The 21,761-nt window shown below is 63.4% G+C and carries 20 protein-coding genes and 1 tRNA gene; 7 read left to right on the top strand and 14 right to left on the bottom strand.

The window, feature by feature from the left end; translation table 11 throughout:
• Positions 1 to 1,107, bottom strand: a complete 1,107-nt coding sequence (locus tag E5X34_RS13725; protein WP_292565348.1) for a GTP-binding protein — start codon at positions 1,105 to 1,107, stop codon at positions 1 to 3.
• 5 nt (positions 1,108 to 1,112) lie between these two features.
• Positions 1,113 to 2,279 (bottom strand): D-alanyl-D-alanine carboxypeptidase family protein, encoded by a 1,167-nt coding sequence (locus E5X34_RS13720; protein ID WP_292565346.1) that lies wholly within the window; start codon positions 2,277 to 2,279, stop codon positions 1,113 to 1,115.
• A 221-nt stretch (positions 2,280 to 2,500) separates the two neighbouring features.
• Here E5X34_RS13720 and E5X34_RS13715 point away from each other — a divergent pair, with 221 nt between their 5' ends.
• On the top strand, positions 2,501 to 3,664 hold the full coding sequence (locus tag E5X34_RS13715; protein ID WP_292515571.1) for a M20 aminoacylase family protein: 1,164 nt from the start codon (positions 2,501 to 2,503) through the stop codon (positions 3,662 to 3,664).
• A 110-nt stretch (positions 3,665 to 3,774) separates the two neighbouring features.
• Positions 3,775 to 3,851 (top strand) — tRNA-Arg (locus E5X34_RS13710).
• A gap of 217 nt (positions 3,852 to 4,068) precedes the next feature.
• Here E5X34_RS13710 and E5X34_RS13705 read toward each other — a convergent pair.
• From E5X34_RS13705 to E5X34_RS13690, 4 genes are all read right to left on the bottom strand, one after another.
• Positions 4,069 to 4,926, bottom strand: coding sequence for a carbohydrate ABC transporter permease (locus E5X34_RS13705; RefSeq protein WP_292565344.1), 858 nt, complete (start codon positions 4,924 to 4,926; stop codon positions 4,069 to 4,071).
• On the bottom strand, positions 4,926 to 5,846 hold the full coding sequence (locus tag E5X34_RS13700; protein WP_348633072.1) for a sugar ABC transporter permease: 921 nt from the start codon (positions 5,844 to 5,846) through the stop codon (positions 4,926 to 4,928). The genes E5X34_RS13705 and E5X34_RS13700 overlap by 1 nt, the downstream gene beginning before the upstream one ends.
• Positions 5,843 to 7,063, bottom strand: coding sequence for an extracellular solute-binding protein (locus E5X34_RS13695; protein WP_292565620.1), 1,221 nt, complete (start codon positions 7,061 to 7,063; stop codon positions 5,843 to 5,845). Before E5X34_RS13695 ends, E5X34_RS13700 begins: the two co-directional genes overlap by 4 nt.
• A 257-nt stretch (positions 7,064 to 7,320) precedes the next feature.
• Complete coding sequence (locus E5X34_RS13690) at positions 7,321 to 8,196, bottom strand: helix-turn-helix domain-containing protein (protein ID WP_126064154.1); 876 nt, start codon at positions 8,194 to 8,196, stop codon at positions 7,321 to 7,323.
• 146 nt (positions 8,197 to 8,342) lie between these two features.
• Here E5X34_RS13690 and E5X34_RS13685 point away from each other — a divergent pair, with 146 nt between their 5' ends.
• Positions 8,343 to 9,677: an alpha-glucosidase/alpha-galactosidase gene (locus E5X34_RS13685; RefSeq protein WP_292565340.1), complete on the top strand. Its 1,335-nt coding sequence runs from the start codon at positions 8,343 to 8,345 to the stop codon at positions 9,675 to 9,677.
• The gene (locus E5X34_RS13680) at positions 9,674 to 10,468 is read left to right on the top strand and encodes an SDR family NAD(P)-dependent oxidoreductase (protein WP_292565338.1); all 795 of its coding nucleotides are present in this window, start codon (positions 9,674 to 9,676) and stop codon (positions 10,466 to 10,468) included. The genes E5X34_RS13685 and E5X34_RS13680 overlap by 4 nt, the downstream gene beginning before the upstream one ends.
• A 116-nt stretch (positions 10,469 to 10,584) precedes the next feature.
• Here the strand turns inward: E5X34_RS13680 and E5X34_RS13675 are convergent, their stop codons facing one another.
• The 3 genes from E5X34_RS13675 to E5X34_RS13665 form a co-directional block, all read right to left on the bottom strand.
• Positions 10,585 to 11,478, bottom strand: a complete 894-nt coding sequence (locus E5X34_RS13675) for an adenylate/guanylate cyclase domain-containing protein (RefSeq protein ID WP_292565336.1) — start codon at positions 11,476 to 11,478, stop codon at positions 10,585 to 10,587.
• A gap of 197 nt (positions 11,479 to 11,675) precedes the next feature.
• Positions 11,676 to 12,620 (bottom strand): anti-sigma factor, encoded by a 945-nt coding sequence (locus E5X34_RS13670; RefSeq protein WP_292565333.1) that lies wholly within the window; start codon positions 12,618 to 12,620, stop codon positions 11,676 to 11,678.
• A complete protein-coding gene (locus E5X34_RS13665; RefSeq protein ID WP_292565331.1) occupies positions 12,607 to 13,179 on the bottom strand; it encodes a sigma-70 family RNA polymerase sigma factor in 573 nt (190 codons plus the stop codon). Before E5X34_RS13665 ends, E5X34_RS13670 begins: the two co-directional genes overlap by 14 nt.
• Between E5X34_RS13665 and E5X34_RS13660 the strand changes: the two genes are divergently transcribed.
• Entirely contained in the window at positions 13,178 to 13,636 is a 459-nt protein-coding gene (locus E5X34_RS13660) for a hypothetical protein (RefSeq protein ID WP_292565328.1), read from the top strand. The two genes, E5X34_RS13665 and E5X34_RS13660, sit on opposite strands and share 2 nt — an antisense overlap.
• 17 nt (positions 13,637 to 13,653) lie before the next feature.
• Here the strand turns inward: E5X34_RS13660 and chrA are convergent, their stop codons facing one another.
• The 3 genes from chrA to E5X34_RS13645 all read right to left on the bottom strand — a co-directional run bounded on the left by chrA (position 13,654) and on the right by E5X34_RS13645 (position 16,825).
• Entirely contained in the window at positions 13,654 to 15,042 is a 1,389-nt protein-coding gene (gene chrA, locus E5X34_RS13655; protein WP_292565325.1) for a chromate transporter, read from the bottom strand.
• On the bottom strand, positions 15,039 to 15,857 hold the full coding sequence (locus E5X34_RS13650; protein ID WP_292565322.1) for a sulfurtransferase/chromate resistance protein: 819 nt from the start codon (positions 15,855 to 15,857) through the stop codon (positions 15,039 to 15,041). The genes chrA and E5X34_RS13650 overlap by 4 nt, the downstream gene beginning before the upstream one ends.
• Before the next feature lie 179 nt (positions 15,858 to 16,036).
• Entirely contained in the window at positions 16,037 to 16,825 is a 789-nt protein-coding gene (locus E5X34_RS13645; protein WP_292565320.1) for a 3-hydroxybutyrate dehydrogenase, read from the bottom strand.
• Between the two features lie 226 nt (positions 16,826 to 17,051).
• On the opposite strand from E5X34_RS13645, the gene E5X34_RS13640 reads away from it, so the two are divergent.
• Entirely contained in the window at positions 17,052 to 17,840 is a 789-nt protein-coding gene (locus tag E5X34_RS13640; protein WP_292565317.1) for an acetoacetate decarboxylase, read from the top strand.
• Complete coding sequence (locus E5X34_RS13635; RefSeq protein ID WP_292565314.1) at positions 17,833 to 18,993, top strand: patatin-like phospholipase family protein; 1,161 nt, start codon at positions 17,833 to 17,835, stop codon at positions 18,991 to 18,993. The genes E5X34_RS13640 and E5X34_RS13635 overlap by 8 nt, the downstream gene beginning before the upstream one ends.
• A 440-nt stretch (positions 18,994 to 19,433) precedes the next feature.
• On the opposite strand, the gene E5X34_RS13630 is transcribed toward E5X34_RS13635, so the two are convergent.
• Positions 19,434 to 21,044 (bottom strand): inorganic phosphate transporter, encoded by a 1,611-nt coding sequence (locus E5X34_RS13630; protein ID WP_292565311.1) that lies wholly within the window; start codon positions 21,042 to 21,044, stop codon positions 19,434 to 19,436.
• 91 nt (positions 21,045 to 21,135) lie between these two features.
• Complete coding sequence (locus tag E5X34_RS13625; RefSeq protein WP_292565308.1) at positions 21,136 to 21,669, bottom strand: TetR/AcrR family transcriptional regulator; 534 nt, start codon at positions 21,667 to 21,669, stop codon at positions 21,136 to 21,138.
• Positions 21,670 to 21,761 lie beyond the last annotated feature (92 nt).

Genomic DNA, 21,761 nt, shown 5'->3' with positions numbered 1-21,761 from the left:
TTATAGCCCGGCTATTGCCAGCGGATTGGACTCGAGCGCGGCCCGGTCCGGCGTGTCGATCGACGGCTTGTTGGTGAAGGCCGCGAACAGCCGGTGGATATAGTCGTCCGGCATGTCCAGCGTGATCAGCACCAGCCTGGTGCCGCGCTGGCCGTCGGGCCAGGCCGGCAGCCTTGCCGGCGGATGCAGGATCTTCTGCACGCCGTGGATGACAAGCGGTCGCGAGGGATCCTCCGCGAGCTCGATGACGCCCTTCATCCGCAGCAGCTTCTCGCCATGCGTCGAGCGCAGAAGGTCGAGGAACATCTCGATCGCCGAGAACGGCACCGGGCCATCGTGGACGAGCGAATGGGTGCGCACGCGCGTATCGTGGCGATGCTCATGATGGTGGTGATCATGATCGCCGTCATGGTGATGATGGCCATGATCGTGATCATGCGCCGCCTCTTCGCCAAGCCAGCGCCGCACGTCGGCGGACTTGGTTTTAGGATCATAAAGCCCGCAATTGAACAGCGCCGCGGCGCCGGCCTCGTTGACGTCGAGCACGACGGCGCCAGGATTGACCTGCTTCAGCCTTGCCCGCAACACCTCGACCTCGGCCGCGTCGGCAAGATCGGTCTTGGTCAGCACGATGCGATCGGCCATCGCCGCCTGTTTCACCGCCTCGACATGGCCGTCGAGCGTTGCCTCGCCATTGACGGCGTCGACCAGCGTGATGACGCCGTCGAGCCGGAAGGCCTGCACCAGCGCCGGATGCGCCATGATCGACTGCAGCACCGGCGCCGGATCGGCGAGGCCCGTCGTCTCGACGACGACGCGGGCGAGTTTCGCGATGCGGCCGGTCTGCAGCCGGTCGACGAGATCGGCAAGCGTGTCGACCAGGTCGCCGCGCACCGTGCAGCAGAGGCAGCCGTCGGAAAGCTGGATGATGCCGTCGGATGCCTGCTCGACCAAAAGATGGTCGATCGCCACCTCGCCGAACTCGTTGATGATCACCGCCGTATCGGCAAGCGCTGGATCCTTGAGCAGCCGGTTGAGCAGCGTCGTCTTGCCGGCGCCGAGAAAGCCGGTGAGCACCGAAACGGGAATGGGAAAGCCGCCCTTCATGATGGCTAGTTCGCCGCCTTGGCGGGCTGGTCGCCTTGCGCCCCTGCTGCGGCGGTCGCCGCCGGTTCGGCGCCGTTCGGCGCCGGCCGGTCGGGCCGCCAGCTCGGCAGCGGCACGTCGGCATAGTTCTGATCGGTCTGGTCGACGAATGCCTTCGGCGCCGGTCCGGTTGCGCCCCCGAGGCCGACCGCGATCAGCGTCGGATGGTCGAGCTTCACCTGATAGGGCGACTTGGGCTTATCCTTGGCAGCGACCTCGGGGGCCGCCTCGGATTGCTCCTCCTTCGGCTTCTTCTTGCAGATCTCGTCATGCATGTCGTTGGGCGACAGCGTGTCGCCATAGGGCTTGAGAGCGGCCAGCGTCGTCGAACCCTCCGCCGGCGTATCGAAACCCTGGTCGAGCAGCTTTGCCGCCGCCTCGGCGCGGCTGACCGCCGATTTCTCGCCAAGCACCACGGCGACCAGCGTGCGGCCGTTGCGCGTCGCCGAGCCGATCATGTTGAAGCCGGAAGAGCAGACGAAGCCGGTCTTCATGCCGTCGGCGCCGGGATAGCGGCCGATGAGCAGATTGTAGTTCGGGAGCGCCTTCTTGCCGACGGCAAGGCCTTCGATCGAGAACCAGGGCGCATATTGCGGAAAGTCGTTGCGCAGCGCCGTGACCAGCAGGGCGAGGTCGCGCGCTGTGGTGTACTGTTCCGGCGAATAGAGCCCGTTCGGGTTGACGAAATGCGTGCCGACCATGCCGAGCCGGGCCGCCTCGGCGTTCATGCGGTCGGCGAAGGCCGCCTGCGATCCGCCGATATTCTCGCCCACGGCCATGGCGATGTCGTTGGCCGATTTGACCAGCATCATCTTCAGCGCATTGTCGAGCCGCATCACCGAGCCGGGCTTGAAGCCCATCTTGCTCGGCGGCTCGCCGGCCGAATGCTTCGTTACCTTGATCGGCGAATCGAGCGCCACCTCGCCGGCCTGGATCGCACGGAAGGCGACATAGGCCGTCATCAGCTTGCTGAGCGAGGCCGGGTACCAGCGCTTGAACGCGTCCTGATGCTCCAGGATGGAGCCGCTCTTAAGGTCGAACAGGACCACCGGATTGGCGCGCGCAACGCCGGCAAACGCCGGAAGCGCCAGCGCGCCCGCCAGCAACAGGTTGAGGAAATGCCTCTGCCGCATGATCAAATCCGAAATCGCCTCTTGCCGTAATCGCCACTGGGTCCGTAAGATTTCGTTACCCATCGCCAGCATAAATGCGGCCCGGCCCCTCGACCCGGACCCCATTGTTGCGGTGCTATTTACCCTATGTGACGCCAAAATGGCAAAGTTCAACACAATCACAATTGCTGAGCATCGGTTCTGAACCGACCGCCGCCAATCAACCAAGAGATGGACCGACCATGCCGATTCTCAACCGCGCCGCACAAATGCAGGAAGAAGTCGCCGGCTGGCGACGCCATCTCCACCAGACGCCGGAATTGAATTTCGACGTCTTCCAGACCGCCGGCTTCGTCACCGAGAAGCTGAAGGCCTTCGGCTGTGACGAAGTGGTGACGGGATTGGGCAAGACCGGCGTCGTCGGCATCATCCGCGGCCGCAAGGGCGATGGCCCGACCATCGGACTGCGCGCCGACATGGACGCGCTGCCGATCGACGAGATCACCGGCAAGCCATGGGCCTCGACCGTGCGCGGCAAGATGCATGCCTGCGGCCATGACGGCCATACCGCGATGCTCTTGGGCGCCGCCAAATATCTTGCCGAGACGCGAAATTTCGCCGGCACCGTGGCGGTGATCTTCCAGCCGGCCGAGGAAGGCGGCGGCGGCGGCAACGAGATGGTCAAGGACGGCATGATGGAACGCTTCGACATCGAGAAGGTGTTCGGCATGCACAACATGCCGGGCCTGCCGGTCGGCCAGTTCGCCATCAAGCCCGGTCCGATCATGGCCGCGACGGCCGAGTTCACCATCACCGTCAAGGGCCGCGGCGGCCATGCCGCGATGCCGCACGGCACGATCGATCCCATCGTCATCGCCAGCCAGCTGGTGGGCGCGCTGCAGACCATCGCCTCGCGCAGCACCGATCCGGTCGAGGCCGTGGTGGTTTCGGTCACGAAGTTCCACGCCGGCGACGCCTACAACGTCATCCCCGAAAGCGCCGAGATCGCCGGCACGGTCCGTACGCTGAAGAAGGAGGTGGCCAAGAAATCGGAAGAGCGCATCCGCGCGCTCTGCGCCGGGCTGGCCTCCGCCTTCGGCGCCACGATCGAGGTCGATTACGACGCCAACTACCCCGTCACCTTCAATCATGCGCAAGAGACGGTGTTCGCCAGCGATGTCGCCGCCGACGTCGCCGGCGACGCGCATGTCCATCGCGCCATACAGCCGGTGATGGGCGGCGAGGATTTCTCCTACATGCTGGAAGCCCGCCCCGGCGCCTTCATCTTCATCGGCAACGGCGACTCGGCCGGCCTGCATCACCCTGCCTATGACTTCAACGACGAGGTCATCCCGCACGGCATGAGCTACTGGGTGAAGCTGGCCGAGACGGCCTTGGCGGCCTGACGGCACTGGCTTGGCAAGAAGAGGCGGCCGCCCATCGCAGACGGCCGCCTGATCGGCTTTCAGACTCCTCTTGGCGAACCGGCCCGAAGCGTTTATGTGTCGGGCCGCGTGGTCCCGTAGCTCAGTAGGATAGAGCGGCAGATTCCTAATCTGTAGGTCACAGGTTCGATTCCTGTCGGGATCACCATGGGTCGTGTCCCACCAGATGGTGTAGCAGAGGGTTGTGGAGCCGGTCGCGAGCGCGCCGCTAGTAGCGAGTGCGGCCTGTCGGTGGTCATCGGCGCTTTCCGGCAGGGTCTGGATTATTGACGCGCGACAGGGCGGAGATCGTGTTCCACTGACGCCGACCGCCGTCTCAAGGATTGCGCCGTTTGCGGCGTTGCTCCAGCTGTGGCCTACAGACGCTATTTGGTTGAACCTGCAAGCAAGCCGGAAATGAGGTATCGATTGAGGAAGATCACCAGCAGGCAGGGCACCGCAATGGCGATAGAACCGCCGGCCATGATAAGCCCGTAATCGACGAAGTTCTTCCCTGCGAATTCCGGGATCAGAACCGTCAGCGGCTTTGTGTCCTTGGGTGAGAAGACGAGCGGCACAACATATTGCCCCCAGGCACCGAGGAAGGTGAGAATGGCGGCCGCCGTAAGTCCTGGGGCAGCGATCGGCGCGATGATGGAAAACAGGATGCGCATGTGGCTTGCCCCATCGATGCGCGCCGCCTCTTCCAGTGATCGCGGCAGCGTGTCCATGACGCCTTTCAGGAGCCAAAGGCAAAGCGGCAGGAAAGCCGAGACGTAGATGAGCGTCACGCCGAGATAGGCGTCGATCTGCCGGAGCGACACCATCAGCCGGAACAGCGGGATGAGAACCGCATATCCCGGCACCGCCATGGTCCCTACCACAGCATAGAAGAGCACCTCGCGCCCGAAAAAGTTGAGGCGCGCGAAGGCATAGGCCGCAAGCAGCGACATCAGCACGCAAAGCACGGTGGCGGCACCCGAAGTGAGTATGCTGTTGAAAAGCGCAAGCCGGAACTCGCCGGCCACGTCGACGCCGCCCATATGCCCGTCGAGCACGCCAAGAAGCCTCAGATAGTGCTCGCCGGTGGGATGTTCGGGAAAAAGATGAAGCGGCCGCGCATTGAACTCGACCGTCGGCGTCAGGCTGGAGGCGAGTGTCCAGTAGATGGGAAGAAGCGACCAGGCGAGCAGCAGCGCAATGCCGGCCCAGATTCCAAGACGGATGTGCCAAGGTTCCTTCATCAGTCGAGCCTCGTGCTGCGGTGGATGCGCAGCACATAACCAAGCGATATGGCGAGCGAAATGAAGGTGACCATCAGCGACAATGCCATGCCGTACGAGAAATTGAGTTTCTTGAAGGCCTCAAGATAGATCTGCAGCAGGATCGGCCGCGTCTCCAGACTGTTGCGGGCAAGCACGATCGCTTCGTCGAACAGGTTGAAGGCCGACACCGTGGCATTGGTCATCGCCACTGCGATCGCCCCGCGCGTCAGCGGCAAGGTAATATTGCGGAACATCACCAGGCGACTGGCGCCATCCATGCGCGCGGCCTCGTAGAGGTCGCCCGGAATACTTTGCATCGCCGCCAGCACGATAACGATGGTAAGCGGCAACATGCGCCAGATATGCACCACCGAGACTGCAAGCATGGCGCTGGTGCTGTCATTGAACCAGAGATGACCCTCATAGTCCAAACCGATCATCACCAGCAGCCCGTTGAGGAGGCCGGGGCCGGGCGAATAGATCCATTGCCAGATCACCCCGCTGACCACGCCGGGCAGCGCCCACGGCAGGACCACGGCTGCCAACACCCACTGACGCCCGCTCTTCAACTGATTGATGAGTGAAGCCGCCAGGACCCCCAGCACCGTCTCGGCGAAAACGGCGATTACGACATATTTGAAGGTGTTGAGCCAAGCCTGTCCCACCTCTACGTCGCTGAAGACGCGCGTATAATTGGAGATGCCGACGAATGGGGTCCCTGCTTGCATCGGGTTGACGCGGTGCAAACTGTCCCATGCGGTGCTCAGCAGTGGGTAGAAAACGAGCCCTCCCATGGTGAGCAGGATCGGCAGCACCATCAAAAAGGCGGTCGTGGCGTCCCCAACTTTGCGGGCGCCACGACCTTGTCGCGGGAGGACAGTTACCGCTTGCGACGTCACTGCTTCACGGCTTCAGCCGCGGCCTCGGCGATGCGCTGAACAGCCTGCTCCACACTGATCTCACCCTTTGCCGCGCTGTTGATCGAGGTGTTTACGGCCAACGAGAATTGCGGATACCAGGCTGGAGCGCCGGACGGAAACAGCGCCTCGACGGTAGGCGCCTGCTCCACAAGCGCCTCGCCGCTGACCAGCTTGCCCTGTTGCTGCAGCTCTGCGAGCGCGGACGTGCGCGTCGGCAATACCCCGTTTGCGTAGTTGTGGATCTGATAGTCCTTGGATGTCATCCATTTGATGAATTCCTTGGCCGCTTCCGGATTCTGGGCATTCCTTGGGATGCCGAGGCCCTCCAGCAACCCGAATGACCGCGTTTTGCCGCTTTCGGTGGCGATCGGAATCGCCTGAACCTGTCCGGCAACGACAGACTGTGCGGGATCATTGTAAGCGCCAAGACGGCCCGGTTCGCCGCTGATCATGATGCTGGTCAGGCCCTTGGCGAAAAGTGTCTCATTGATCTCACTGTCTTTAAGGCCGGTGGAGGCGGGATCAACCAGGCCCTCCTTCAAGAGCATCATCTCGAAGGCCATCGCTTTGTAGCCGGCCGAGTCCGGCGCCGTGAACAGAGGTTTCATATCCTTGTCGAAAAGATCTCCGCCAAACGCCTTGGTCAGAAGGTACCAGCTTGTCGATGCGCCTTCGGTCGCGGAAAGCGGCAGGCCGATCGGATACTTTACGATTCCCTTGGCCTTGACGGCCTTCGCCGCCGCCACAAGCTCGTCGAGCGTCTTTGGCATGACGGTCACGCCGGCGTCGGCGAACTGCTTCTTGTTCACCAGCATGACGCGAAAGTCATTTGTGTAGGGAATGGCCAGAACCTTGCCGTTCACGTTGAAGATCGTCGACCCCTTGATGTCATCCAGGGTCGCGGCGTCAACGGTGTCGTTGAGCGGCGTATACCAGTCTGCCGCAGCGAACTGGCCGGTCCAGGACCAGTCGAACTCGGTCACGTCAGCCGGCGCCGTGCCAGCCAGCAACGCCGTTGAAATCTTCACCGACACGTCGTCCCATGACGCCGTCTGCAGATCAAGCTTGATGCCGGTGGCTTTCTCGAAATCAGCCGCCATGTTTGCATCCTGAGGCGAGGGCAGGAGCACCGAAACTGTTTGTCCCGCAAAGGGCTTGGCATCATCGGCCAGCGCAATTCCGCTGGTAATGGCCATCAAAACGACGCTGAAGGCGAAGACCAGATCAGACTTCGGCAAATGCATGATTATCTCCCGTGACGTCGCGAGCGGGCAGCATTGTTCCCACTATGCTTCTTGGCCGCTGCCCGCACCAATAGACGGTAACGCTATCGCTGGAAATTCTGATATTCTTGCCGGTTTCGACCCAAATTTTCAGGTTTTTCAGCCCTGCGGTCTGTCGCAGCAGCAAAAAATCCGGCGCTGGTGATGAAGCGTCAACGTCCGGGTGATGTTCAGGCGCGGAAGCGGCGCCGGTAGTCCTTCGGCGTACAGCCAACCTGCCGCTGGAAGGCATCGTAAAAGCGGCTGAGAGAGCCGTGGCCACTTTCGAAAGCCACCTCGATAATTGCCATATCGCTGTCGGCCAAAAGCTTCAGTGCATGGTTGAGCCGCCGGCGGCGCAGATATTGCGCGATGGATTGTCCCAGGACCTTCTGAAAGGTCGCGGTTGCGTTCGTCGGATGGAGTCCGCCGACAAGCGCTACGTCCGCAACGTTGATCGGCCTGGCGAATTCGTTGTTGATGAAGGTCGTCATCTGCTGCACCCGCGCAACCACTCGCCGGTCGGCGACATGCATCGCCTGGCGCCGATGCTCAGCTTCGAGGGCGCCCAGGCCTATTTCGGCGATGCGCGGGTCGGCCGCCAGCCGGCGAAGGCGAAGGCGAACCTCGTCGCGTAATATGTCGGCGGCCAGTTCGCTGTTGGTGTCCCACTCTCGCGCCCAGCGCGTCACCAATAATGTGTCGGCAGCGTCGATGGACGAGCCCGTGACGACGTGACCCGCCATGAGGTCGTTCTTGAAATCACTTGAGACCGCAAGGGACAGAAGATCGGCGAATGGCACGTAGATGCAGACGAGCTCCGTTCCGTCGCCAGCAGATATCACCTGGTGAGGAACAGCGGCCCAGAAGCAGTAGATGGCACCTTCGCGCAGGCTGACCTGCTTGCCATTGATGAGATAGGTCATGCCGCCGCGCGTTATGACGTTGAGTTCCACATGGTCGTGCCAGTGGGCTTCCGGCATAGGCTCCACGATATGCGTCTCAGCCAGGAATTCGTCCGGCTTGAGAAAACGGTTGCCGGTCTGGCGCGGGTCAAGCTGACGCATTCGCTCCCTCCGTTTTTCGCGCCCCGGCTAGCGCGGTTCCACTTAAAAACCGGAAATATCAATTGCATTCAAGCAAGCATTTTCCGGTTTCTAATGGCAATAGGGAAGCTGCGTCGAAAGCGCATAGCAAGGACTGGATACCCGCAATGCCCAAGATCTGTCTCGTCGGCGCCGGAAGCACGGTGTTCGCCCGCAACATCCTCAGCGACGTGCTGAGCAATGAAGCTCTCTCGCGTTGCGAAATCGCGCTTCACGATCTCGATCCCGATCGCCTTGCCACCTCCGAGATCATGACACGCCGCATCTGCCGCGCGCTTGGGATCGAGGACGAGGTAAGGCTCGTCGCGACAGTCGATCGGGCAATCGCCCTCAAGGACGCAGACTTCGTCATCCTGATGATGCAGGTGGGCGGCTATAAGCCGGCCACTGTCACCGATTTCGAAGTCCCGAAAAGGTTCGGCCTGAGGCAGACCATTGCCGACACTCTGGGCATCGGCGGCATCTTCCGGGCTCTGCGTACAATTCCCGTCGTGTTTGCCATCGCCGACGACATGCGCAAGCATTGCCCGCAGGCGCTGATGATGAACTATGTGAACCCGATGGCCATGATCAGCTGGGCCATGGCGGAGGGCTATCCGGACATTCGTTATGTCGGCCTGTGTCACTCCGTTCAGGAAACATCGCAATTCCTGGCCCGCACTCTCAGCGAGGATATTGCCGACATCGACTATCTGTGCGCCGGCCTTAATCATGTGGCCTTTTTCCTCAAATTCGAAAAACGCCTGCCCGACGGCGGCCGTGTAGACCTTTATCCGCGGCTTCGGCAGATTGCCCGCGAGGGGACTTTTCCCGTCGATGATGCAGTTCGTTTCGCGGTCATGAAGCACTTCGGCCATTTCGTGACCGAGAGTTCCATCCACTTTTCGGAATACACGCCCTGGTTCATCAAGCGCGGGCGCGAGGACTTGCTGGAAGAATTCAGGTTGCCGCTCGACGAATACATCACCCGCTGCGAAAGACAGGTCGCGCAATGGCATGAACTGCGCCACGAACTGGAAGACGAGAGTCGGCCGATCGAAGTCTCGCGCAGCAAGGAGTATGCTGCCGCCATCATTCATGCCTGCGTGACGGGTGAGCCAAGCCTGATCTACGGCAATGTCGCCAACCGGGGCCTGATCGAAAATCTGCCATCGAACGCTGCGGTTGAAGTTCCTTGCCATGTCGATCGCAACGGCATTCAGCCTATCCGCATCGGACGCATACCGGTTCAGCTTGCCGCCATCATGCGGAGCAACATCAATGTGCAGGAGCTGGCCGTGACGGCCGCCCTCACCGGGAAGCGCGAGCACATCTACCACGCAGCCGCCATGGACCCTCACACGGCAGCGGAGCTTTCGCTTGCCGAAATCGATTCCCTGGTGGATGCGCTGATCGAAGCTCATGGCAGCTTGTTGCCCGCTTTTGCTCGGGCTGCCCAATGAGTGGCTTCGACCTGTCGGGAAAGGTTGCCATCGTCACCGGCGCACAACGCGGGATCGGACTGGGTGTTGCTACTGAACTGGCGCGCGCCGGAGCGCAAGTCGTCCTGACGGGCATAAAGGACGTCGACGGCTATCGCGCCGCCGCCAACATTTGCGCAATGGGTCTGGCAGCAACTTATCGCCGCATGGATACAAGCGACGAGTCGGAGGTCACGCACGTGATCGATGATATCTTTGCCGAGATGGGTCGACTTGATATTGCCGTTGCCAATGCTGCGATCTATCCGAACACCAATATCGCATCGATTACGCCAAACGAGTGGGACAGCGTGATGGCGGTCAACCTGCGCGGGCCTTTCCTGTTGGCAAAGGCCTGCCTGCCCTATTTTCAGCGGCAGCGCCACGGCCGGGTGGTTTTTTTGTCCTCAATAACGGGTGCGCGCGTATCTTCTCCTGGGTATTCTCACTATGCGGCCAGCAAGGCAGGAATTCTGGGCTTCATGCGCACGGCGGCCCTCGAATTTGCGCCTTGGAACGTTACGCTGAATGCCGTTGAGCCGGGCAACATCCTGACAGAGGGGGTGATGGAGCATCAGTCACAAGGCTTCGTGGATGCACAATGCGCCGCCGTGCCGCTTCGCCGTCTCGGCACACCGCAGGACGTTGCCCACGCGGTGCGTTTTCTCGCTTCCGATGAAGCGGCTTACATCACCGGCCAAAGTATCATCGTAGACGGCGGGCAGACCTTGCCCGAAATGTCGACCGCGATCCTGCCGGAAGCGGCGCGTTGAAGGTGATTGTCAAGCGGCTGATGAAACTTGGCCTGCCGCTCATCGCAGCATCCGACAGGACAATTCCGGCCGAGATCCAGAGCCGCGGGTGCGGCGGTCCCGCCCAACCGGCCAGATCAGCCTGAGACAATTTCGTAGTGCAGGATCTGGGCATCGCCGAGGGACGATCTGCGTCCGGGCGAGATGACGCCGGAGCCGAAGAGGAGGATATCTTCGCGGCGCACGAATACTTCTTCCTGGCCGGGTCCCATCGACACGAATGTGCCCGACGAGCTCCGCTCGACAAGCCGTGCCTTACCATTCGAAATGGTGAAGGTCGCGTGGTGCCTTGAGACCCAGGGCCGCTGGACGACGATATCGCATTCCGGAGATCGGCCGATCGTCACGAATTCATTGTTTCGGCAGGACCCCAACTGATCTCCATAGCGGATGACCAGATTGATCTGCCGCGGCGGCGCGGAGCGCCTTTCGATAATGGTACCCCGGCTGGCGACGTTCGTGCTGGGGACCCCATCGTCGCTCCGCAGCGTATAGACATCGAAGAGTTCCTGCTTGCCCTTGAACGCCATTTTGTCGAGGAGCCGCAAGGCGCTGCGGCTGCCAGCCGAAAGCGCTTCGAAGAAGCTCTGGCTGATAAGCACCTCCCCCGGATTGGCCGTAGTGGACAGCCTTGCGGTGACATTGACAACATCGCCGAATACCGCGCCGCGCGCGCGAATAACCGCCCCGAAATGCAATCCGATCCGGGCGCTCAACGGCCCTCTCGTCAGTTGGCGGTTGATTTGGCAGACGGCCCTCAGCGCCGCCTCCGAGCTCTCGAACAGACTGAGCACGTCATCGCCCTTCGAGTAAATGAAGTCACCGCCGTGCTCGGCGACGATCGCGCGTATCGCGTCGAGGCAATTCGAGACCTGCCGCAGGGCGGCATCGTCGCCGATGCGCTCATAGAGCGGCGTGCTGCCCACGACATCAGCTAGGAGGACTGCGGCTAGAAGTCTTTCCTGATCCATTGCCCCGTATCCGCCTCGAGAATGGAGCGTTTATAACATACCAAAATCGACCTTGACCTATCTACTTGCGCGCCTTGGGGCCGGCGCAACGGGGCAAGTGCTTTGGCGCGATCATCTGGGACAGGCACCTGCCTTCGCTCATCCAGCCAAACGGACTATCGGCCTCAGAAATAGCGGCGATAGAAGGTTTCGTTTCCCTACCCCGGACTGCCCGCTGCCGGATTGGCGATGATCGCCGCCCGGAAGCGGGCGACGAAATCGTCGAGCGCCGGGCGTTCGGCATCCGAGATCGCCCAGTAGGAGAAGGCGTCGTCGGTCCAGTGGACCAGGAGGAAGCCGCCGGCCGAGAGGTCGTCCGCCACCGGCACGGATTTGGCTTCGTTCTGCCGGGGTGCGGCGACCAGCGTGATCAGGTGCTCGTGATGGCGATAAACCAGCGCCGGCATCGGTCTGTCGCCGATCACCTCGACGCGGCCGCCGAGCAGCGCGTAGCCGTCCTTGGCCATGTCCGGCGCCGCCGGCGACACGCCGATGCGGCCATCGAGCCATGGCTTCACCGTATGGCGGTCGGACGAGACGATGTCGACCGGCGTCGCCGCAAGCAGGCTGCGGCGATGGCTGTTGGCGACGGCCACGGCGAAACTTTCGGCCCCGTTATCCGCCGTCGCCAGCCACTGCGTCGCGCCGCTGGCGAGGAACGCCGTCAGTACGATCGAGGCCGCCATCTGGCGCCAGTCGAAGGAGTCGAACCAGCGCGCCGCGCGCGGTCGCATCGCGACGACATTGCCTTGCTGCTGTTGCCGCGCGGACGGCTGCGCTTCCGCCTTCACGTGCTCACCCTGTGCGGCTTCTACGTCCTCGGGATCTTTTACTGCGGCAATGGCGGCGATGCGCGCCAGGAAAGCGTCGCTGACGGTCGGGCGCGGCACGCTGGCGACAGCGCCGCGCAGCGCTACCAGGCGCGCATGCTCGGCGGCCAGTTCCGGATCGGCGGCCATGCGCCGCTCGACCGCCAGTGCGGCGGCGGCATCGAGCTCGCCATCGACAAGGGCGTGGATCATCAGCTTCACATCCTGCGGGTCTTGCGGCAATCCATCCTCACGCGGGCGATTTTCATGCGGGCCATTTTCACGCGGGCTCATGATGGCGCCCTCCAAGTTCCGTCATCAACACGCCGCGAGCCCGTGCCAGCCGCGACATCACCGTGCCTTGCGGCACGCCGAGCATGGCGGCGATCTCGCGGTAGCTGAGACCGTTTATGTCGCGCAGCACCAGCGTTTCGCGGAAGGCTTGCGGCAGCCTGGCGATCGCCGCTTCCACCGCCGCCGAATTTGCCTTGGCGATCAGCGCCGCCTCCGGGCTGTCGGCATCATTGTCGGGCGGCGGCGAGACGTCGTCGAGATCGGCGAGGTCGCCGACCGCCACCACGCTGCGCGGCCGGTTCTTCGCCATCCATGTATAGGAGGCGTTGCGCACGATGGTGAGCAGCCACGCGCGGGGGTTTCCCCCAGCGAACCCGGCAATACCCGCATGCGCCTTGAGGCAGGCCTCCTGCACGACATCCTCGGCGTCGGCGGTGTTGCCGGTCAGCCAGCACGCAAGCGACAGCGCATCGCCGAGATGCGGCAGCACCACCTCGGCAAAACGCGCGGCCAGCATCTTTTCGCTCAACACCGTTCCGCCGTCGGGCGCTCCCGCCATGGGTCTGCCGCCGTCCTCAGCGGGAGGCGACGATCTGTCCCTGCTCGTGCGGGTGAAGATCGCGACCGCAGGCGATGGCGCCTGCTTCGAGGGAGGAGAAGGCATTGGTGTCACCGGAGTCAAGTGTCTCGGAAGCAAGGGGCGCCTCGCAAGGGGACGGCGCATCGCTGGCTGCAAGGGGATGCTCGTCGTCATGGCCGTGGATCTCGATGGTTGCGACCGGCACGGATTAGGGCCGGCGGCGGGGCGGTATCGCCCGGAACAGATGCGCCCAGCGCCAGCGCTCCAAGGGACGGCTGCGGTGGACGCCTTCGCCGCCTCCGGTCCCTGTGCTTTTGTCTTCATGCCGCTTCATGATGGTCTCCTGCCGTTGCGCACAAAGAGCGCATGCCTCGGAGACCGGCGGACCGGGCCGTTTATTCCCGGCAAGTCGGCTTTTTCGTTCACGCTAACGTGATCGACGGCGTGCGGGCCTTACAGCGCCTGCAAGGCAAGCCCCGCCAGCGCCGATCCGGCCAGCGTCGGCAGCATGCCGGCCTTCAACCTGAACATGGCGACCATCGCCGCAACCGACAGCAGCGCGGCGCGCCAGTCGAGCGAGGACAGGACCGGCACCTCCACGCCCCAGCCGACGCTTGCAACCTTGCCGAAGACGACGTGCAGCGCGAACCACAGCGCCAGGTTCATGATCACGCCGACCACCGCCGCGGTGATCGCGCCGAGCGCCGCCGCCAGCGCTCGGTTCTGCCTCAGCTGCTCGATGTAGGGGGCGCCCAGAAATATCCAGAAGAAGCAGGGCACGAAGGTCGCCCAGAGCGTCAGCAGCGATCCGAGCGATCCGGCGAGCAGCGGGCTGGCAAGGCCGGCATGGCGATAGGCGGCGGCGAAGCCGACGAACTGCAGCACCAGGATCAGCGGCCCGGGCGTTGTCTCGGCAAGGCCCAGCCCGTCGACCATCTCGCCGGGCGACAGCCAGCCGAAGGAGGTGACCGCGGCCTGCGCCACATAGGCCAGAACCGCATAGGCGCCGCCGAAGGTGACGACGGCCATCAGGCTGAAGAAGCCGCCGATCTGTGCCCACACGCTGCCTGGACCCGCCAGCAAGGCGATCAGCGCCACCGGTCCGAGCCAGAGCGGCAGCCAGATGGCGATGGTGCGGGCCGCGTGCCATTTGGTGGGCACCGTGTGGGCCAGTTCGCCGCGCTCGAACATCAGGTCGACCACGCCGATTCTGTCGACCGTCGCCCCTCCCTTGCCATGCGCCGAGCCGGAAAACAGGCCTGGTGCGAAGCGGTTGCCGATCCAACCGATGAGGCCAGCCGCAAGCACGATCAGCGGGAACGGCAGCTTGGCGATGTAGATCGCCAGGAAGGCCGCCACCGCGATCGCGATCATGGCGCGGTTCTTCAGCGCCCGCTTGCCGATGCGGATCACCGCCTCGACGACGACGGCCAGCACCGCCGCCTTGATCCCGAAGAACAGCGCCTCGACCACCGGCGCGTCGTTGTAGAGCATGTAGAAGCTGCTCAGGCAAAGCATCACCAGCGCGCCGGGCAGCACGAACAGGGTGCCGGCGACGAGGCCGCCGGCGGTCCGGTGCAGCAGCCAGCCAATATAGACGGCAAGCTGCTGCGCCTCGGGTCCAGGCAGGAGCATGCAATAGTTGAGCGCGTGCAGGAAACGCTCCTCGCCGATCCAGTGGCGCTCCTCGACCAGCTCTTTGTGCATCAGCGCGATCTGCCCGGCCGGCCCGCCGAAGGACAGCAGGCCGATCCTGGCCCAGAGCCGCGTCGCCTCACGGAAGCTCGGCATGGCGGGGGTATCCACTGGCGGCGCGGCGTCGTCCTTGGCGAGCGCGGTCATGGCGCCTTGCCTCCGGCCGGCCAGTTATGCGTCTCGTCCGCGGCGTCGCGGCACCAGCGGAAGAAGGCATCGTAAAGCAGCATGCCGGCTTCCAACTGCTCGAGATCGTCGCGAAACATGCGCGACAGGCCGAGCGAGGCGGCGAGGAACCCGGCCGCCTGCGGGACGAGGTCGAGGCGCGCCGTATCGGCAGCGCGCACGATCAGCGCCAGTCGGTCGAGCGCGTCGACGCGCAGGCCGAATTCCTCGATCATCGTGTCGAAGCTGCAGCGATCGCCGCGATGGCTCCAGAACACGCCTTCGATGTCGAAGGGAACCGCGCCGAAGCGATCGGCCACCAGAGGCACCTCGGCCGGATCGACGAACAGGAAAACCGCATCGGGATCGACGAAGCGGCGGATCAGCCAAGGGCAGGCGATGCGGTCGACCTTCGGCCGCGAACGCGTGACCCAGACCGTGCGCCCCTTTTCGTCGCGCGGCGGGATCGCGCCGGCGCTGACCAATGGCGCCTTGGCGGCGACCCAGGCCTCGAAGCCGCCTTCCAGCGACTCCGCCGGAATGCCTTCATGACGCAGCCATGCGGCAACGCCTTGCGAGAGTTTCTGCCCCCTCTGGCAGATGACGGCGACTTTTGCTCCGGAGAACTCGGCCGCCCAGGTCGAGACAGTCCTGAAATCGCGCCGGCATGACGCCGGCAGCAGGCGCGAGTCGGCTTCATAGTCCTCGTCGGTGCGCACATCGACCAGGCAAGGCGCGTCGGGCAGGCCGACGAGACGGGCAAGCTGCGGAACGGTGATTGCAGTTGTTGACGGCATGGCGTCCACCTCCTGAACAGAGAGAGTCTGGACGCGATCGTTGGGCTGACGCCTCACGGGGTCGTCGCGGGGAACCCCTTGCGGGAATGCTGGAACGGTCCCCCGCGATTGTCAAGAAATCAAATTGCCAGGGAGGACGCGAGCTCCGCTCCGCCCCTTCCCTGAAACAGCCTTTGCCCTCACTGCGCCGTCCAGCCGCCATCCATCGGCAGGGTCGTGCCGGTGATCTGCCTGGCCGCGTCGCTGCACAGGAAAAGCGTCAGCGCGGCAAGCTCCTCGACGGTGACGAATTCCTTGGTCGGCTGCGCTGCCAGCAGCACATCGTGCTTGACCTGCTCTTCGGTCATGCCGCGCGCCTTCATTGTGTCGGGGATCTGCTTCTCGACCAGCGGCGTCCAGACATAGCCGGGCGCGATCGCATTCACCGTGATGCCGTCCTGCGCCACTTCCAGCGCCACCGTCTTGGTCAGCCCGGCAATGCCGTGCTTGGCCGAGACATAGGCCGACTTGAACGGCGAGGCGACCAGCGCATGCGCCGAGGCGGTGTTGATGATGCGGCCCCATTTGCGGCTCTTCATGCCAGGCGCCGCCGCCTTGATGGCGTAGAAGGCGGCAAGCAGATTGATGCGGATGATGGCCTCCCACTTGTCGTCGGGAAACTCCTCGATCGGCGCGACATGCTGGATGCCGGCATTGTTGACCAGGATGTCGAGGCTGCCGAACGCCTCCTCGGCCTCATGGATCATGGCGGTGACGGCTGCGCCATCCATCATGTTGGCGTCCGAGTAACGGCACTTGACGCCGAAATCCCTTTCGATGCCGGCCCGCTCCTGCTCGATCGCCGCGGCGTCGCCCAGGCCGTTGATGGTGATGTTGGCGCCCTCGGCGGCGAAGGCGCGGGCGATTGCAAGGCCGATGCCGCTGGTCGAGCCGGTGACGAGCGCATTCTTCGAAGACAGGGAACCCATGGGAGATCTCGCGACAGGAGGGAAGGGAACTGCAAGGGCACATAGTTTGTGCGCCGCAGCATGACAATGCCATGACCATATGTCGTAGCGATTACAATGTTGTGATGCTGTCCGATGCCCGCCAAGCTGGCGCTCGATGCGGGTGACATGGCACTGTCATGGTGCCGTGCAACATATTCTGCCGCGCGTCCAGCGCGTGTCGTTCCTGAACCGATGGGTGAATAGCTTGGAAATCGACGATGTCGTGAGGCGCGCCTACGCGATGCCGCTCACCAACCCTTCCTTCCCGCCTGGCCCCTATCGTTTCTTCGACCGCGAATACGTCATCATCAACTACCGCACCACGCGCGAGGCGCTGGAGGCGGTCGTGCCCGCGCCGCTCGAGATTGACGAGCCGCTGGTCAAATACGAGTTCATCCGCATGCCGGATTCGACCGGCTTCGGCGACTACACCGAGACCGGCCAGGTCATCCCGGTGCGCTATAAGGGCCAGCATGGCGGCTATGTGCATTCCATGTATCTCGACGACGACGCGCCGATCGCCGGCGGCCGCGAGCTCTGGGGTTTCCCGAAGAAGCTCGCCAGCCCAAAGATCGTGCATGAGGGCGAGGTGGTGGTCGGCACGCTGCATTATGGCAGCGTTCTTTGCGCCACCGGCACCATGGGCTACAAGCATCGCGAAGCCGACCACGACCAGGTGCTCGCCTCGCTCGCCGCGCCCAATTTCCTGATCAAGATCATCCCGCATGTCGACGGCAGCCCGCGCATTTGCGAGCTGGTGCGTTACTACCTCACCGACATCACGCTGAAGGAAGCCTGGACGGCGCCCGCCGCGCTCGACCTGCGCCCCCATGTCATGGCCGATGTGGCCAAGCTGCCTGTGCTCGACATCGTTTCGGCCGTGCACTTCAAGGCCGACCTGACGCTCGGCCTCGGCGAAGTCGTGCATGATTATCTCACCGACCACGGCCGATCGGCTGCCGGCGCGAAGGAGCTGGAGAAAGCCGGTGCTTGAGCGTAACCGCAATAAGGCGGCCGCCGCCACCATCGCTGAAATCACCGCGCAATACGACCGCATCGCCCTGGTCTTCCAGGGCGGCGGCGCGCTCGGCGCCTATCAGGCCGGCGTGTATCAGGCGCTATCCGACGCCGGCTGCGAGCCGACCTGGCTGTCCGGCGTCTCGATCGGCGCCATCAATGCCTCGATCATCGCCGGCAACGAGCCGAGCCGACGCCTGCAGCGGCTGGAGCAGTTCTGGCAGACCGTCTCGGGCCGCAAGATCTGGGCCTATACGCCGGAAGGCGACATCTATCGCGATATCCGCAACCAGACCTCGTCATTCATGACCATGGCCATGGGCCAGCCCGGCTTCTTCAAGCCGCGCAGTCCCAATCCCTGGTTCCAACTGGCCGGGGCGGACGGCGCCACCAGCTTCTACGACACCGCCGAGCTCAAGGACACGCTGGAAAGCCTGATCGATTTCGACGTGCTGAACGATGGCAGGAAGCGGTTGAGCGTCGGTGCGGTCAATGTCCGGACCGGCAATTTCGTCTATTTCGACACCGACAAGGTGCGCATCGGGCCGGAGCACATCATGGCGAGCGGCGCGCTGCCGCCAGCTTTTCCCTCGATCCGCATCGAGGGCGAGTATTACTGGGACGGCGGCATCGTCTCCAACACGCCGCTGCAATATCTGCTCGACCAGGAGGAGGACCGCTCCTCGCTGGTGTTCCAGGTCGATCTGTTCAGCGCCCGCGGCGTGCTGCCGCGCGGCATGGCCGACGTCCTGTCGCGCCACAAGGACATCATGTATTCCAGCCGCACGCGCCAGAACACCGACAATTTCCAGCGCATCTACGCGCTCAAGATGAAGCTGCTCGACGCGCTGAAGCGCGTGCCGCCGGAACAGTTGAAGGATGGCGAGAAGGAGCTGATAGCCGACTATTCCGACGCCGGCGTGGTCAACATCGTCCACCTGATCTATCAGCACAAAGGCTATGAAGGCCACGCCAAGGACTATGAGTTCTCCGGCACCTCGATGCGCGAGCACTGGGAGATGGGCCTGGAGGACACCGAGCGCACGCTGCGCCACAAGAAATGGCTGATGCTGCCCGACAATGCCGATGGCGTCACCATCCACGACCTGCACCGCGAAGACCCGACCTGATCAGCCCTGCGCTGCGGCTTTCAGCGGCATCGTATCTGTTGGCCGCGAGAACCAGTCGTTCGATCGAGCGGATCGGCCCTACGAGATGTCGAAACCCTGCCTCGCGTCGTCATCCACGGGCGGAGCAGCCGCGAAGCGGCGTCGCGAAGACCCGAGGATCCATTCCGTGGCTTGGCGCGAAGGGTAAAGACGGCGCAGAACAAAGATCTTTCTGCACCGCCGTGACGCTCATTGGTAACGGAATGGTCTGCGCCGCGTCGCTTCGCTCCTTGCTCCGCCATGGAATGACGACATGAGGGGCGCCTCGGCTATCTCCGATGCAACCCACGTGGAGACAACAAGTGCGTCCCTCGCGACTCGTGTCCCAATCATCGGGTTTTGCCCAAAAAAAAGGGCAGCGCCGGCGACCGGCGCTGCCTTGTTTGGAACGCTTCCGCCGCTCAGAACACCTGGCGGAAGATCACGAACAGCACGAAGGCCAGCGCGATCGAGCAGGGCAGCGTCAGCACCCAGGCCAGCAGAAGGTTGCGCACGGTCGACCACTGCAGGCCTGAGCCGTTGGCTGCCATCGTGCCGGCGACGCCGGACGACAGCACGTGCGTGGTCGACACCGGCAGGCCGATACGGTCGGCCATGCCGATGGTGATCATCGCGACCAGCTCGGCGGCGGCGCCCTGGCCATAGGTCAGGTGGCTCTTGCCGATCTTCTCGCCGACAGTGACGACGATGCGCTTCCAGCCGACCATGGTGCCGAGCCCAAGCGCCAGCGCAACGGCGATCTTCACCCACAGCGGGATGAACTTCGTCGCGTTGTCGACCGCCCTGTGATAGTCGGTGACCGCCTTCAGGTCGGCGTCCTGCATCGGCAGCAGCCTCTTCTTGTCGATCAGCTTCAGCGCCTCGCCGATCAGATAGATGTCGTTGCGTGCGTTGCTGACCAGGTCGGTCGGAACGTTGTCGACGGTGGCGTAGGGCTGCAGCCCGGCGGTCGTGCTGTGGATGTAGGTCTGCAGCGCGAGCGTCGTCTGGTCGTTCCACGACTTGCTGCGCACGGCTTCCTGCACGGCGGCCTTTGCGGCATTGGCATCCGCGACGGTGACCCCCGGCTTGACGTATTTGCCCAGCGCCTGCTCGACGGCGGCGGATGCCGACTTATAGGCGTCGAGATAGTTGACGTCGGGCGTGCGGTTGAGCGCATAGGCGGTCGGCACCACGCCGATCAGGATCAGCATGATCAGCCCCATGCCCTTCTGGCCGTCATTGGAGCCATGCGCGAAGCTGACGCCGGTGCAGGTGAAGATCAGCAGCGCGCGGATCCACCATGGCGGCGGCGTTTTGCCCTTCGGCGCTTCGTAGAGGGCAGGATTGCGCACCAGGAGCTTCATCGCATAGAGCAGCACCGCGGCGGCGAAGAACCCGACGATCGGCGAGACCAGCAAGGTGGTGCCGACATTGGTCGCCTGCCCCCAATCGACGCCGCTGGTGGCGCTTCCTGCCGGAGCCATGAACTGGTTGGCGAGGCCGACGCCGATGATCGAACCGACCATGGTGTGCGAGCTCGAAGCCGGCAGGCCGAGGAACCACGTGCCCAGGTTCCACAGGATGGCGGCGACCAGCAGGGCGAACACCATGGCGAAGCCGGATGACGAGCCGACCTGCAGGATGAGCTCGACCGGCAGCAGCGACAGGATGCCGAACGCCACCGCGCCGCTCGAGGTCAAGACACCGAGGAAGTTGAAGACGCCGGACCACATGACGGCGAATTCGGCCGGCAGCGACCGCGTATAGATGACGGTGGCGACCGCGTTGGCGGTGTCGTGGAAGCCGTTGACGAATTCGAAGCCCAGCGCAATCAGAAGCGCTATGCCGAGCAGGATCCACGGCACCGTCTTGGCGATCGCCAGATCCTGGCTGAGCGCGTAGCCGACATAGATGATGCCGACGAGCACCAGCACGCCGAAAGCCGGCAGGAACCATTTGGCGCCGCCCGATTGCTCCAGGGGATGATCCGGTCTCGGGATCCCCGCCTCACTTGATACCACGTCCACCATTGTCCCACTCCATTTGCATTGCAGCAAAGAACCGGGAAGGACGCTATGTCCCTAGGATGAAGCTGGTGTGACGCCTTGGCCGGCTGGCGATCTATCCGGCTATCTTCAGGAGCGAGGCCACCAGAAGCTTATGCTCGTCTTCGGAAAGCACATCGGAATCGAAAAGGTTCATGCTGCGCAGCCCTTCGATGGCGAGAAAGCAGATCAGCAGCGAGCCGAGATCGCTGGTCTCTTCCTTCAACCGTTCCAGCAGTTGGTGCTTGAAGGCCTTTATCGGCGCCAGGAAATCGGGATCTTCGGCGATCGCCGAGAAAATCCAGGAGGCCGAGGGTTTCGGTCGCTCGCAGTCGTCGGCCGACAGCTTGATGTAGGCCGAGAGGGCGCTTTCGTGCCTGGCCTCGGCGGTGCGTGCTTCCAACGCCTTCTGGAAATCGCGGAGATAGTTTTCGACAAGCCCCTGCATCAGCTTGGCCTTGGTCGGGAAATTGTAGAGCAGGCCGCCCTTCGACACCCCGGCGCGGCTGGCGACCGCCTCGAGCGACAAGCTTCCCGGGCCTGCCTCGCGCGCCACGTCGGCGGCGGCGGCAAGTATCTTTTCGCGTGAGTTTGCCCTGGGTGCTCTCATCACGCCTCCCCTATATTAGCTTAGGCAGAATTGACAAGACCGTCCAGCCGGTACAGTAAGGCGCGCCGTTTGAAATCGGGACCTGTTGTCGA

It is taken from the genome of Mesorhizobium sp., assembly GCF_004963255.1.
Classification (GTDB): Bacteria; Pseudomonadota; Alphaproteobacteria; order Rhizobiales; family Rhizobiaceae; genus Mesorhizobium.
The sequence above is the reverse complement of the archived record's forward strand: the minus strand, read 5'-3'. Positions and strand labels throughout refer to the sequence as shown.